Genomic DNA, 11,998 nt, shown 5'->3' with positions numbered 1-11,998 from the left:
GCGATGTCGATGTCCAATATGTCTGGCGGTTCCTGCGCAGCCACAAGATTGACCTGGTGGCTCGCAAGTCCTGGTGCGAGAGCAACGACCCGAACTTTACGGCCAAAGCCGCCGATGTTGTCGGCCTCTATGTCGCGCCGCCGGCGAAGGCCATTGTGCTGTGCGTGGACGAGAAGCCCTCGATCCAGGCTTTGGAGCGAGCGCAGGGTTATCTGAAGTTGCCCAATGGCCGCGCCTTAACCGGCCAAAGCCACGATTACAAGCGGCATGGCACCACAACATTGTTTGCGGCGCTCGAAGTCGCCACCGGAAAGATCATCGCGACCCATTCAAAACGCCGGCGCCGCGTCGAGTTTCTCGATTTCATGAACAGCGTCACCGCGACTTTTCCGAACCGCAAGCTTCACGTCATCCTCGACAACCTCAACACCCATAAAAAGAACGAGGACTGGCTCAAGGCCCACCCCAACGTGCAATTTCATTTCACGCCGACAAGTGCGTCATGGCTCAATCAGGTCGAAGTATGGTTTTCCATCTTGCAGGGGCAGTCGCTCAGCGGCACCTCCTTCACGAGCCTCAAGCAGCTTCAGGAACACATCGATGCCTACGTCAACGCATACAACGACAGAGCCGAGCCCTTCGTCTGGACCAAGAAAAAGGTCCGTCAACGCCGTTTCAAAGGCCGCCGTATCACTCAGCTCTGATTCCGGGTACTAGGTGCGGCGGCCTCGATGAGGATCTTAGCTCTTAGCGTGATAGGGGCAGTCTGAGCTTTGGCGCCAATTCGTAGCGACAAATACGCCATAACTCAGGATCAGGCAGCAGCAACATGCCTCGATGCTGAGGGGTAGCGGTCCCCGGAGTTCTGCAGATATGGGCGCAGCGAGCGCCAAGTCTGCCTATGTTCCGGAAAATCTCGGAGGATCTCTCTAGCGCACGATCTCGCGGGCGGCTGCAGAACCAATCGAGGATAATAGATGACGAAGTTCATCGGCGGGGAGCGCTCGGGCTCGCTTAGAACGTCTGGTGCCCTGGCTAAAGAGCGCTCCTGATGAACCCTCATCGAAGAATATGTGACACGGCGGCATGAGCAAGTCGCTGCGGCGTCTTCCGAAAGTTGCGAGGTCCTGCAGAACGGCCGCACCGCCTGCCTGGAGGATCACCTAAGACGGTCTAGCGGCTGCTGTTGCCAAGTCCGCCTGCTTCACCCGATCGTTTTCGGTTCGGCTTGCCGTCCGTCAGGTCCTCCCTGTGCGCGTCTGATAATCCGGCCTTCAGCCATCATCTAGCTCGCTCATAGCGTCATCCATGTCTGACTGGGTATCGCTTATGACCTGGGTAGCGACGGCAACCAGAGCTTTTTCGAAGGCCCGCTGCAACAATGCTGCGTGCGAGTTGTCGCCGCCGTTCGCGGCGTTATCGGTGTTTGTGCCAGCGTCTGGCGCCGTTGCTGCGATATCGGCTGCGCCTGTGTCCATGTCATAAAACTCAGATAGCGGCGGTGCCGCGAGATGACCTATTCCTTTCGTGCTAGCAGGGGCAGCTTGCAAGAAGCTGACGAAGAGTGAGGCCGGATTGATGCCGCGATTCGTGCCCCGAGTGATCTCAGGTGGTCCGGTGTTTGGAGGTTTGTGCGAAGAACTGTGCTGGTTCTAACAACCGGTATGTTGAAGGTATTTAGGGGGGCCGGTCATACCCAGACTATCCTGATCCGCAACGCGCTTACCTTCATCTCGACGACATGGATCGCCTCGCGGTCCTTTCTGGCGGAGCTTCAGAAGACCCAGGTTGGGGCGGTCCCGCCTGCAATGGCCGGGCATGCGAGGGGCCGGCGTGCGGCGGCTCATCCTGAAAAAGGGGCGGTGCGCGATGGTCCTGCATGCGATGTCCCCGCTTGAGGCTCACCGTGCCGTGGCTCGGCTTCCGATGGGCCGACATCCAGAGTCTGCCATATCACATCTTGATCGAAGCCGGGATGTTCCTCGATCGCCTGAGCTATGGCCTGCGGCGAGAGATGCAGCTGGCCGTTGTCCGGCTCTGGCGCAGCGACGGCCGCAGGCGCGGCATATAGATTATCCTGCCAACCCGAGTCTGGCCCAAGGGGATGCGCTAAATCTGGGTAAGGCGGATAGAGGTGTCCTGTCTCCAAGTATGGAGAGTAGGGATGGCCCGCGTCGAGATAGGGTGAATAAGCCTCGCCCTGCAGCACTGGATGGGCGACTCCCTGCGCCGAAGCGGGAGCCTCTGAACCGCTGAGCTGCCGCTCGAACTCGGTTGCATCTGTAGCCGTCCGTGCTGTGTCGGGCTCCGGCTCGTATTCGCCGGGGCGACTGCATTGAAATCCACCCTGTTTCTCCTTCCAACTGATGACGCGCATTGAGCTATGCGAAGCCTCAGCTAGCTCGGAAGCGCGCGTGCGGAGGCCCACATTGATCTTTAATGCCTCGCACTGCGTGAAGGCAGCGCTACCCAATTTCCCTCGAGCATCCGGTCTCTTATCCATCTATCGGGCTGCCTCAAGCAGGGCAGCCGTCAAGACCTCGCAGGCTCATGCTGGGGGCTTTAGCTTTCGAAAAGCTGACGATCGGATGCGACTTCAGTCGGAGCGGTCTTGCATCTTCGACCATCACTTCTGGCCTGGACCGGCTTCGCGCACAGCGCCCCCATGAAGCGGCGTTTCGGGAGAAGCTTCCGGCCGCCCGTCCCGGAAGACCGTGCTCGAGGAGCCGCGAAACAACATCAAAACCGACTCGTGTTGTGACCTCTCGGCGGCGGGACTGCGCCGGGCCTGCGCTTCCGCCACAAGGCCCTTGAGGGTCTGGTCCACCAGCGCAACAAATCTGGGTGGGCCAGAAGCAAGGATGAGGCCCTCTCCCGGGGCAGGTTTCACGATATAGCGCTCATCCGAGATGTTGAGCGCGTCGAGCGCGGCCTTGAGCGCATCGAAGCTGATTGGGTTCAATACAATGAGCCGGCTTTGCGCCTCTTGGGCGGCGGAGATGTAAAGGACAAGTCCGTCATAGTACCACTGGAGATTGTACAAAGCAGTCAAACGGTCAAGGAATTCTCGTGGCGGCAGGTCCGGCATTCGTCCACGAATCCGGCCCCTGACGTCGGCGCTGACATTGACCCTGATATTGAGATTGTTTCCGAACTCCTGCAGCGCCGCAGCAAGATCCTGATCGAGAACGGTGTAGCTATAAGGGGCGGGCGGCAGCGAAAGGGATGCAGCAGACGTGCGCAAAATTCCGACACAGATGAGAACACCGGCACAAAAAATTCTTTTTAAGATATGTACCACCGTGGACCGCGCGAGCATTCCTTGACGCCTTCCGCTCATTATGAAGTTAGAGTTTCGCCGCAGCTTGGAAGCCAAACGTGATCATTAGATGACCAAGTCAACCTGATCTCCGTCAGGTTTTCGTCAGCTCGGCAGCCTATGAACTTGATCGGTTCATCGGCTAAAGCTTAGGTCATCAAACCAGCACAATGACACACTCCATGTTGTTAGGCGCAACGCCGATCCCTCCCAGTTCAGCCGGTTGTCTTTCCGGTGCCTGCTCTCCGGCAGCTGCTGGCGAGCAGGCGCGTTTCGAGCAGTCCCTGGCGCAAGTAGCTCCCAATCAGGGGTCTGCTTTCCCGACCGCGAATCCACCCGCAGCGACTCCTCCGATATTGGAGGTCCAGCGCACGAATGTGCTGGCAAGTCCGCCGGGCGACCGAATCCTCCAAACCCTTTCCGGCATCTACCAGGGTCGAGCCGTTTCTCCGGCGATTGCGCCGGCTGTCGTAAATGGGGTGCAGCCTGGGCCGGCTGCGCAGCCACTTTTGCCGGCGGATAACGCCGGAGCCAATGCGGCTGTTAAGCCGGTTGGAGCTGATTTCGAATCGATGATGACGAATCTGCGAGACGTCTACAAAGACGTTGTTCAGGTTTCCCTCGTCTCCAAGGGCACCAGCGCCGTCAGCTCGTCGCTAAACAAGCTGCTATCGGCCGGCTGAGTAAGCTGATGACTGGCGATATGAAGAGGGGGAGCTCCGGCGGCCGTCAATCGTGGCGACGGCTTCGCGTGTTTCTTGCTATGCCCCTTCTCCTCTCGCTGATCGGCTGTAAGACCGATCTCTACACCAAAATTCAGGAGCGCGAGGCTAATGAGATGCTCGCGCTTCTCCTTGGCAAGGGCGTTGATGCTGTCCGTGTTGTCGCCAAGGACGGAACCAGCACAATCCAGGTCGAGGAAAAGCAGCTCGCTTATTCGATTGACCTGCTCAATGTTGAGGGGCTGCCGCGCCAATCCTTCAAGAATCTCGGCGAGGTGTTCAAGGGATCGGGCCTCGTTGCCTCGCCGATCGAGGAGCGGGCACGATACGTTTATGCTCTAAGCGAAGAATTGTCGCGCACGATCAGCGATATAGATGGCGTCCTTTCAGCACGCGTTCACGTCGTTCTGCCGAAGAACGACTTGTTGCGGCAAGGTGCGACCCCATCCTCGGCATCGGTCTTCATTCGACATGGCTCCAGCGCGAGGCTTTCGGCACTATTGCCGCAGATCAAGATGCTCGTCGCAAACAGCATTGAAGGGCTGTCCTATGACAAGGTCGCCGTTGTCTTCGTGCCGGTCGAGCGCGCTCCAGTCGAGCAGTCTGCCGGTCCGGGAGTCCCTGTGGCTCAGTCAGCAAGAGCCGGCTCATCGCCGTTACTTGCGCTTGCTGTAGGAAGCGCCGGAGCGGTATTCGGCATCGTCGCTTGCGTATTGCTGGGCCCGCGCATGCGTCAGTTTGGAAAATCATCGCGTAAGCTGAGCGTGTTCGGTAGGGGCTCGCGCCTGTCTGCTGACCAAGCGGCGGGCAAGATGATTGCTGATGCGTCATAGTCTGGACGCTCATGCCGCCATCAATGTCAACCACAGCCACAAAAACCAATCGCTCGTTCACGCTCGCAGCCGATCGGCTGCGCGAGCTTGCTGCCTCGGCCGATCCCGGTCGTTTTGCCGGGCTTCTTGACCCGCTGCTTTCACCTTCCACTTTGGCTCGGCTACAGCAGAGTGCCAGGCTACAGCCAAGGCTCGCCGAACTGCTTTTGGGCAGCAAGGGGGAGGTGAGCTGCGGCGACTGGAGCGAAGATGCTCTCCTGGGGCATGATCCGCGGCGGGCTGCGCTGCTCGCGGGCGGCATTTGGCATGCACGCTCCATCCTCAAGCTGTTCTCCAGGCACGATCTGCCTGTGTTGGTGGAGTTGATCGGTGCCGAGGCGCATGCTTTCGCAGTCCGGCATTTATCCTGCGCCGTCGCAACGGCCCCGATCGCCGATCCAGAGCAATTGTCCCGACAGATCGAATATGACGGGCATGCTTGTCTCGGCGCTTGGCTCGAAGAGACTTCATCGCTTGCTCGTATCCGCGTGCTTCTACGCTTGCCCGCTGGGACGGCCGCCGAGAGCTCAACTGCCGAGCACCGTAGCGCAGCAGGCCCGCTGCTTTCCCTCGTCATGGCTCATTTGCGCACTGAGGATGCTGGGGCATGACGGCCGATGCCCTCGCACCACCCGCGGCCCCGAAGATTCGGGCTCTTGGACCGCTGATCCCAGCTGCGCAGCTTGAGATCTGGCACGATGCCATACAGGCGCTGGCCGCTGCCGAGCGGCATCTGCAGCGGGTTCGAGGGTGGGCACGCCTGGCTTATGAGCGGGAACGTGCGCAGGGCCGCGCCGAGGGTGCAAAGGCTGGCGCAGAGGAAATGGCCCGGCTGATTGCGCAGGCGACTTGTGAACTGGCCCAACGCAAGGCGGTTCTGGAGCGGGAATTGCCGCAACTGGTCTTTGAGATCGTTCGCGATCTGCTTGGCGCATTTGATTCGGGCAAGATGCTGGTCCAGTGCGTTCGTCATGCCATCGAGCAAAGATATAAAAACACGGAGGTCTGCCTTCACGTATCCCCACTGAAAGCCGACCTGCTAGCCAGTGAGTTCAAGGATTATGACGGACTTGAGGGCCGGCCGAAGCTCAGGATTGAGGCGGATCCGGCGCTGAGCGCGGACCAATGTGTTTTATGGAGCGAGTTCGGCAACGTCGATCTTGGGCTTGCCGCGCAGCTGCGCGCGCTGCGCCTCGGCTTTGGCTTGACGGAGGAAGCTGAATCGTGACCGTGCAACGACCGACCCATCATGCCGCGGCCGCAGAAGGAACCGTAAAGGCCGCACTCTCATCCTTAAGATCTTCCGCCAAGCACATCGATACACGCGCTGTCCGCGGCCGGATCACGCGGGCCGTGGGCACGCTGCTGCACGCCGTCTTGCCGGAGGCCAGGGTCGGAGAACTGTGCTTATTGCAGGATCCTCGCAGCGGATGGTCGCTCGAGGCCGAGGTAATCGGTCTGTTGCCGGATGGGGTGTTACTCACGCCCATCGGGGACATGGTGGGGCTGTCCAATCGCGCAGAGGTGGTGACGACCGGGCGAATGCAGGAAGTGGCTGCCGGCCCCGATTTGCTCGGCCGCGTGATCGACAGTTTTGGCCGGCCGCTCGACGGCAAGGGCCCTATAAAAGCCGGCGAAGCCAGACCGCTGCGCGGCAGGGCGCCTAATCCGATGAAACGGCGCGCGATTGAACAGCCGTTCCCGCTCGGCGTCCGTGTCCTGGATGGTCTTCTCACATGCGGAGAAGGTCAGCGGATCGGAATTTATGGTGATGCCGGTTGCGGCAAGTCGACGCTGATGTCGCAAATCGTAAGAGGCGCAGCGGCCGACGTCACTATCGTTGCGCTGATCGGCGAGCGCGGTCGAGAGGTGCGTGAATTCATCGAACGTCATCTTGGCGAAGCCCTTCACCGTTCCGTCGTTGTGGTGGAGACTTCCGACCGTTCGGCGATGGAGCGGGCCCAATGCGCCCACATGGCGACAGCGCTAGCCGAATATTTTCGTGATCAGGGCCTTCGCGTCGTTCTGATGATGGATTCTTTGACGCGCTTTAGCCGCGCCATGCGTGAAATCGGACTTGCCGCAGGAGAACCGCCGACCCGGCGCGGATTTCCGCCATCCGTTTTTGCACTGTTGCCGGGCTTGTTGGAGCGCGCCGGCATGGGCGAGCATGGCTCCATTACGGCCTTCTATACTGTGCTTGTCGAAGGTGACGGCACGGGTGATCCGATAGCGGAAGAATCACGCGGCATCCTCGATGGCCACATTATTCTCTCCCGCGCGTTGGCCTCCCGGGAGCATTTTCCGGCGATCGACGTGTTGTCGAGCCGCAGCCGCGTCATGGATGCGATCGTGTCCGTGCCGCATCGCAAGGCGGCATCCTTTTTCCGTGATCTGCTGTCACGGTACGCTGAGGCCGAGTTCCTGATCAAGGTCGGTGAATACAAACAAGGCTCTGATCCGCTGACCGATCGGGCGATCGCCTCGATCGAGCAACTGCGGGCCTTTCTGCGCCAGGGGCAGGGTGAGGCGTGCAGCTTTGAGGAGACGATCGCATGGATATCGCGTCTGACCGCCTAAGTCCCGTTCACGCCTCGAAGCTGCGGCTCGTAAAGGACATGCGGGAGCGAAGCGCCATTCGTGAATTGTCTAACATGGAAGCCAAGCGCCACCTTGCGATCCAAGCTGTCCAACGAGCTTTCGAGCATCTTACACATGCCGAAGAGCGCCGGGCAAAGCTCGAGGCAGAGCTCTATCGGGAGATGCTAGCAGCCGATGCGATGTCTGTTTGCGAGCTGCAGCGGCGCTATCATCTCATCATCGGCCGGCTCACAGACGAGATTGCAGCGGCGCAGCAGGTTCTTGAAAATGCCCGTGCTGCTCAGGCGCAAGCTGAGACTGCGGTTCTTGAGGCGAGGGCCGTTTGGGCCAGGCGTTCAGCGGCGAGCCAGAAATGGCGTGAGATTGATCAAGACGTTCGGCGCACCACGAGTGCTCATTTCGAAGCCGCCGCCGAAATCGAAGCTGATGATGAAGTCTTGCTCCGCTACCGGCGCGGCCCGTCAGGGCAGACGGGAGGTGAGCCAGCATGATTGCAGATCCTCTCACGCGCGAGCTCGGGGCCTGCGGCGCGGAAGCCGCACCGGCCTCGGACCGGCCGGCTGAGCGCGCAGCCTTCATGCCGTCGCTGATCCTGTCGCACGCAGTGGCCTCGTGGCTTAACGAGATCACAGCGTTGCGTGCGCCTCTACAAGGCCTCCTCGGCGAGAAGCCGCTATCTGTGCGCGTGAGCCGGACCGTCTGGCAGGCGGAGCCGGCTGCGGCACCGATGCTCGACTGCGTCTTCGAAGTAGAAGGTGAAACCTTGATCCTGTCCTTGCCGGGTAAGCTTGCGGAAGCGCTGGTTCGGACCGTGCAGAATGGGCTTACCTTACCTTCTGAGCCGGCGCGTTCGCTGGTCCTGGAACTTGCGCTTGAACCCTTGCTTGCTGCGCTGGAAAGAATGACGCAGCGGAATCTGCAGCTTGTTCGCACCGAGGAAGCGCGGAGTACGCAGCCTTATCTTGAATTTGACGTCGCCTATGGTGAGCTCGCCAGCAAGGCTCGGCTGCTTCTATTCTCTCCGTTCGACGGTCCGGTGCCTCCGGCTTTCACCGTCCTCGGCGAGCTGCTCGGCCGATTACCGCGACAGGCGGCCAGGCTGCTTTCCGAACTCCCGGTCATCGTTGCAGGCCATATCGGCTCGCTCCGCGTCGCGATCGGCGTTCTTCGCCAAGCAGAGCAAGGCGATGCGCTGCTCCCGGACACAATTCCACTCGCGCGAGGCCAAATTGTTCTCGTTGCAGACCGATTGTGGGCCCCTGCAGAGATTGGCGGCGACAGGCTGGTGCTGCGAGGACCATTCCGCTTGCGATCCCACCCTCTAAAAAGTGAAGATGTGATGCCCCAAAACCAGATGCAACAGCAGCCCCCGTCAGAGGCGGATATCGACAGCATCGAGATCACACTCGTATTCGAATGTGGCCGCTGGCCGATGCCGTTGGGAACCTTGCGAACCATCAACGAAGGCCACGTGTTCGAACTTGGCCGGCATCTTGACGGGCCGGTCGATATCGTTGCGAACGGCCAACGTATCGGCCGAGGCGACATCGTGCGGATCGGCGAGGAGCTCGCCGTCAGGTTACGCGGCAGGTTGGCGCTTAATGACTGAAATTCAACCCAGCATCCTGGCGCTTCTTGCAATAACGGTCGGCCTTGGTCTCCTGGCCTTTGCTGTCGTCACAACTACAGCCTTTATCAAGGTCTCGGTTGTTCTCTTCCTCGTGCGCAATGCGCTAGGAACTCAATCGATACCGCCGAACATCGTCCTTTACGGAGCGGCACTCATCCTGACCGTCTTCATCAGCGCTCCAGTCTTCGAGCAGACCTATAACCGCCTTACCGATCCGCAACTTCGCTACCAGAGTTTCGATGACTGGGTGATGGCCGCCAAGGAGGGACAGGAGCCGCTGCGTGTTCATCTGAAGAAATTCACCAATGAAGAGCAGCGCCGCTTCTTCCTGTCATCCACCGAACATGTCTGGTCGGAGGAGATGCGCGGCAGCGTAACGGCAGATGATTTCTCAATTCTTGTGCCGTCGTTCTTGATTTCCGAACTCAAGCGGGGCTTCGAAATCGGTTTTCTTCTCTATCTTCCCTTCATCACGATCGATCTGATTGTCACCACGATTTTGATGGCCATGGGTATGTCGATGGTATCCCCCACAGTGATATCTGTCCCCTTCAAGCTCTTTCTGTTCGTCACTATCGACGGCTGGTCACGTCTCATGCACGGGCTAGTACTAAGCTACACCACGCCAGGAGGTTGACCATGAACGAAGCCAGCATCCTTACGCACCTCAGTCAATCGCTCGTGCTCTTCATGATCTGGGTTCTGCCGCCGTTGCTCGCAGCTCTGATCTCCGGACTGATCATTGGCCTTATCCAGGCGGCAACTCAGCTCCAGGACCAAACCCTGCCACTGACGGTCAAGCTTCTGGTTGTCGTCGCCGTGCTCGCCGGTTTTTCCCCGGTTCTCAGCGCCCCGCTGATCGACCAGGCCGAGCGCATCTTCAGCGAGTTTCCGGCACTCACCGCAAGATACTAGCAGAGCTTGGATGGCTGGCCTGTCACCCGCAGAGGCGCAAGTTCTCGTTCAGGGCTCGATCGAATTCGTCGCCGCAACCGGCCTGAGTGCGGCCCGCGCCCTAGGCATCATGCTGGTGCTTCCTGTCTTCACCCGGCCGCGTATCAGCGGCCTCATTCGGGGAAGCCTGACGATTGCGATTGGCCTGCCTTGCCTTGCTCAGATCAAGCTCGGTCTGCAGGCCTTGGACCCGAACACGCGCTTGGTTAGCGTTACCATGCTTGGCGTGAAGGAGGTGTTCGTCGGTCTGATGCTCGGCATCCTGCTCAGTATTCCACTATGGAGCATACAGGCAGTCGGCGACATCATCGATACCCAACGAGGAATTTCAAGCCAAGTTGCGGGGGAGGATCCCGCGACGCACAGCCAAGCGACTGGAACCGGGCTCTTTCTCGGTGTTACGGCGGTTACGATCTTCGTTCTGGTCGGCGGGCTGCAGACCATGGTGAGCGGCCTTTATGGCAGCTACCTAGTGTGGCCTGTCTATCAGTTTTTGCCTGCCTTGACAGTGCAAGGGGCAATGGAGTGTCTTGCCCTTCTCGATCGTATCATGATGACGACCTTGTTGGTCGCCGGGCCGGTTCTGGCCCTGCTGTTGCTGGTGGATATCTCGGTCATGATGCTCGGCCGTTTTGCATCTCAGCTCAAGATGAACGATCTCTCTCCGATGATCAAGAATGTTGCATTCGGGGTCATTATGGTCAGCTACACCGTCTATCTGCTCGAATATGCCGGTTCTGAAATCCTGACCTCGAACGACATGCTCGATCATCTGAGGAAGCTGTTGAAATGAGCTCTACGAGTGAGGAGAAAAAGCTTCCTCCGACGCCCAAGAAGCTGCGCGATGCGCGCAAGAAGGGGCAGAGCGCGCGCAGCTCCGATCTAGTGAGCGGCGTCAGCGCCTGTGCCGGTTTCGGCTGTCTGTGGTGGCGAGCGGGTGCCATTGAGGACAAGTGGCAGGAGACGGCCCGGCTGGTCGATAAACTGCAGGAGCAGCCGTTCACAAGCGCGGTGCCACAAGCGCTCAGCGGCTTGCTAGAACTTTCGATTGCCACTGTCGCTCCGTTGCTCGCCGCTGCCGTGACAGCAGCTCTTCTGGCCAATGTCCTGGCCAATGGCGGCTTTATGTTTGCTTCGGAGCCGCTCAAGCCGAAGCTCGAGAAACTCGATCCCATCAAAGGCTTGAAGCGTATCGTCTCGAAACGTTCGGCCATCGAGCTTGGCAAGACCCTGGCTAAAGTGGTTTTGCTTGGTGCGATCTTCTTTTTAACCGTGACCGCGAGCTGGAAAGCGCTGGTGTACCTGCCAGTCTGCGGCATGGGCTGTTTTGGTTTCGTCTTCACCGAGGTTAAACTGCTGATTGGCATTGCCGCTGGAGCTTTTCTGGTCGGCGGATTGGCTGACCTTCTAATCCAGCGTTGGTTGTTTATGCAGGACATGCGCATGACGGAAACGGAGGCCAAGCGGGAGAACAAGGAACAGCAAGGCAATCCGCAGGTGAAGCGCGAGCACCGGCGGCTGCGGCAAGAGTCGGCAAACGAGGCTCCACTCGGCATCAGCCGGGCCACGTTGATATTGCGGGGACCGGCAACGTTGATTGGTCTGCGCTATGTTCGCGGCGAGACCGGTGTGCCGGTGTTGGTCTGCCGTGGCGAGGGTGAAGCTGCTTCACAGCTGCTTGGTGAGGCGCGCGCGCTTCGCCTCAACATTGTGGAGGACAATGTTCTGGCGCGTCAGCTGCTCGGCAAGGCAAGGCTCGGCAACCCGGTGCCTTCGCAGTATTTCGAGTCAGTCGCAAAAGCGCTCTATGCGGCGGGGCTAGTCTAGGGTCCAGACTCAATTGAGCCAATATGCGACGAGAGCGGCGAGATGAACAGCGGCCAAAAAATTACGGGCGAGC

At 59.5% G+C, this 11,998-nt stretch carries 15 protein-coding genes; 13 read left to right on the top strand and 2 right to left on the bottom strand.

Annotation, left to right across the window (positions count from 1 at the left end; translation table 11 throughout):
• A partial coding sequence (locus tag IF809_RS36870; RefSeq protein ID WP_462839937.1) for an IS630-like element ISRj1 family transposase occupies positions 1-704 on the top strand: 704 nt, incomplete at its 5' end.
• 570 nt (positions 705-1,274) lie between these two features.
• Here IF809_RS36870 and IF809_RS36865 read toward each other — a convergent pair.
• Positions 1,275-1,478: a hypothetical protein gene (locus IF809_RS36865; RefSeq protein ID WP_011084616.1), complete on the bottom strand. Its 204-nt coding sequence runs from the start codon at positions 1,476-1,478 to the stop codon at positions 1,275-1,277.
• A gap of 416 nt (positions 1,479-1,894) precedes the next feature.
• Between IF809_RS36865 and IF809_RS36860 the strand changes: the two genes are divergently transcribed.
• Positions 1,895-2,071: a hypothetical protein gene (locus tag IF809_RS36860; RefSeq protein WP_161170743.1), complete on the top strand. Its 177-nt coding sequence runs from the start codon at positions 1,895-1,897 to the stop codon at positions 2,069-2,071.
• A 555-nt stretch (positions 2,072-2,626) separates the two neighbouring features.
• On the opposite strand, the gene IF809_RS36855 is transcribed toward IF809_RS36860, so the two are convergent.
• Complete coding sequence (locus IF809_RS36855) at positions 2,627-3,319, bottom strand: secretin N-terminal domain-containing protein (RefSeq protein ID WP_020608155.1); 693 nt, start codon at positions 3,317-3,319, stop codon at positions 2,627-2,629.
• Positions 3,320-3,501: 182 nt separating this feature from the next.
• Between IF809_RS36855 and IF809_RS36850 the strand changes: the two genes are divergently transcribed.
• From IF809_RS36850 to IF809_RS36800, 11 genes are read left to right on the top strand one after another with little or no spacing between them, the layout of a single operon-like run.
• Positions 3,502-4,002: a nodulation protein NolB gene (locus IF809_RS36850; RefSeq protein ID WP_026312858.1), complete on the top strand. Its 501-nt coding sequence runs from the start codon at positions 3,502-3,504 to the stop codon at positions 4,000-4,002.
• Positions 4,003-4,010: 8 nt separating this feature from the next.
• A complete protein-coding gene (gene sctJ / locus IF809_RS36845) occupies positions 4,011-4,874 on the top strand; it encodes a type III secretion system inner membrane ring lipoprotein SctJ (protein ID WP_011084621.1) in 864 nt (287 codons plus the stop codon).
• Between the two features lie 11 nt (positions 4,875-4,885).
• Complete coding sequence (locus IF809_RS36840; protein WP_011084622.1) at positions 4,886-5,524, top strand: nodulation protein; 639 nt, start codon at positions 4,886-4,888, stop codon at positions 5,522-5,524.
• Positions 5,521-6,141 carry a type III secretion system stator protein SctL gene (gene sctL / locus IF809_RS36835; protein ID WP_011084623.1) on the top strand — a complete coding sequence of 207 codons (621 nt, stop codon included), beginning with the start codon at positions 5,521-5,523 and terminating at the stop codon, positions 6,139-6,141. The genes IF809_RS36840 and sctL overlap by 4 nt, the downstream gene beginning before the upstream one ends.
• Positions 6,138-7,493, top strand: coding sequence for a type III secretion system ATPase SctN (gene sctN / locus IF809_RS36830; RefSeq protein WP_011084624.1), 1,356 nt, complete (start codon positions 6,138-6,140; stop codon positions 7,491-7,493). The genes sctL and sctN overlap by 4 nt, the downstream gene beginning before the upstream one ends.
• A complete protein-coding gene (locus tag IF809_RS36825; RefSeq protein ID WP_011084625.1) occupies positions 7,469-8,005 on the top strand; it encodes a hypothetical protein in 537 nt (178 codons plus the stop codon). The genes sctN and IF809_RS36825 overlap by 25 nt, the downstream gene beginning before the upstream one ends.
• A complete protein-coding gene (gene sctQ, locus IF809_RS36820; RefSeq protein ID WP_011084626.1) occupies positions 8,002-9,123 on the top strand; it encodes a type III secretion system cytoplasmic ring protein SctQ in 1,122 nt (373 codons plus the stop codon). The genes IF809_RS36825 and sctQ overlap by 4 nt, the downstream gene beginning before the upstream one ends.
• Positions 9,116-9,781 (top strand): type III secretion system export apparatus subunit SctR, encoded by a 666-nt coding sequence (gene sctR, locus IF809_RS36815; RefSeq protein ID WP_011084627.1) that lies wholly within the window; start codon positions 9,116-9,118, stop codon positions 9,779-9,781. The genes sctQ and sctR overlap by 8 nt, the downstream gene beginning before the upstream one ends.
• Positions 9,782-9,783: 2 nt before the next feature.
• Positions 9,784-10,059 carry an EscS/YscS/HrcS family type III secretion system export apparatus protein gene (locus IF809_RS36810; protein WP_011084628.1) on the top strand — a complete coding sequence of 92 codons (276 nt, stop codon included), beginning with the start codon at positions 9,784-9,786 and terminating at the stop codon, positions 10,057-10,059.
• Between the two features lie 10 nt (positions 10,060-10,069).
• On the top strand, positions 10,070-10,891 hold the full coding sequence (sctT, locus tag IF809_RS36805) for a type III secretion system export apparatus subunit SctT (protein WP_011084629.1): 822 nt from the start codon (positions 10,070-10,072) through the stop codon (positions 10,889-10,891).
• The gene (locus IF809_RS36800; protein ID WP_014497939.1) at positions 10,888-11,925 is read left to right on the top strand and encodes an EscU/YscU/HrcU family type III secretion system export apparatus switch protein; all 1,038 of its coding nucleotides are present in this window, start codon (positions 10,888-10,890) and stop codon (positions 11,923-11,925) included. Before sctT ends, IF809_RS36800 begins: the two co-directional genes overlap by 4 nt.
• Positions 11,926-11,998 lie beyond the last annotated feature (73 nt).

It is taken from the genome of Bradyrhizobium sp. UFLA06-24 (genome assembly GCF_054967145.1).
The sequence above is the reverse complement of the archived record's forward strand: the minus strand, read 5'-3'. Positions and strand labels throughout refer to the sequence as shown.

Coding starts and splice junctions, on each gene's coding strand:
- IF809_RS36865 (WP_011084616.1), bottom strand. CDS start 1,478: ATGGACACAGGCGCAGCCGATATCGCAGCAACGGCGCCAGACGCTGGC.
- IF809_RS36855 (WP_020608155.1), bottom strand. CDS start 3,319: ATGCTCGCGCGGTCCACGGTGGTACATATCTTAAAAAGAATTTTTTGT.
- IF809_RS36850 (WP_026312858.1), top strand. CDS start 3,502: ATGTTGTTAGGCGCAACGCCGATCCCTCCCAGTTCAGCCGGTTGTCTT.
- sctJ (WP_011084621.1), top strand. CDS start 4,011: ATGACTGGCGATATGAAGAGGGGGAGCTCCGGCGGCCGTCAATCGTGG.
- IF809_RS36840 (WP_011084622.1), top strand. CDS start 4,886: ATGCCGCCATCAATGTCAACCACAGCCACAAAAACCAATCGCTCGTTC.
- sctL (WP_011084623.1), top strand. CDS start 5,521: ATGACGGCCGATGCCCTCGCACCACCCGCGGCCCCGAAGATTCGGGCT.
- IF809_RS36825 (WP_011084625.1), top strand. CDS start 7,469: ATGGATATCGCGTCTGACCGCCTAAGTCCCGTTCACGCCTCGAAGCTG.
- sctQ (WP_011084626.1), top strand. CDS start 8,002: ATGATTGCAGATCCTCTCACGCGCGAGCTCGGGGCCTGCGGCGCGGAA.
- sctR (WP_011084627.1), top strand. CDS start 9,116: ATGACTGAAATTCAACCCAGCATCCTGGCGCTTCTTGCAATAACGGTC.
- IF809_RS36810 (WP_011084628.1), top strand. CDS start 9,784: ATGAACGAAGCCAGCATCCTTACGCACCTCAGTCAATCGCTCGTGCTC.
- sctT (WP_011084629.1), top strand. CDS start 10,070: ATGGCTGGCCTGTCACCCGCAGAGGCGCAAGTTCTCGTTCAGGGCTCG.
- IF809_RS36800 (WP_014497939.1), top strand. CDS start 10,888: ATGAGCTCTACGAGTGAGGAGAAAAAGCTTCCTCCGACGCCCAAGAAG.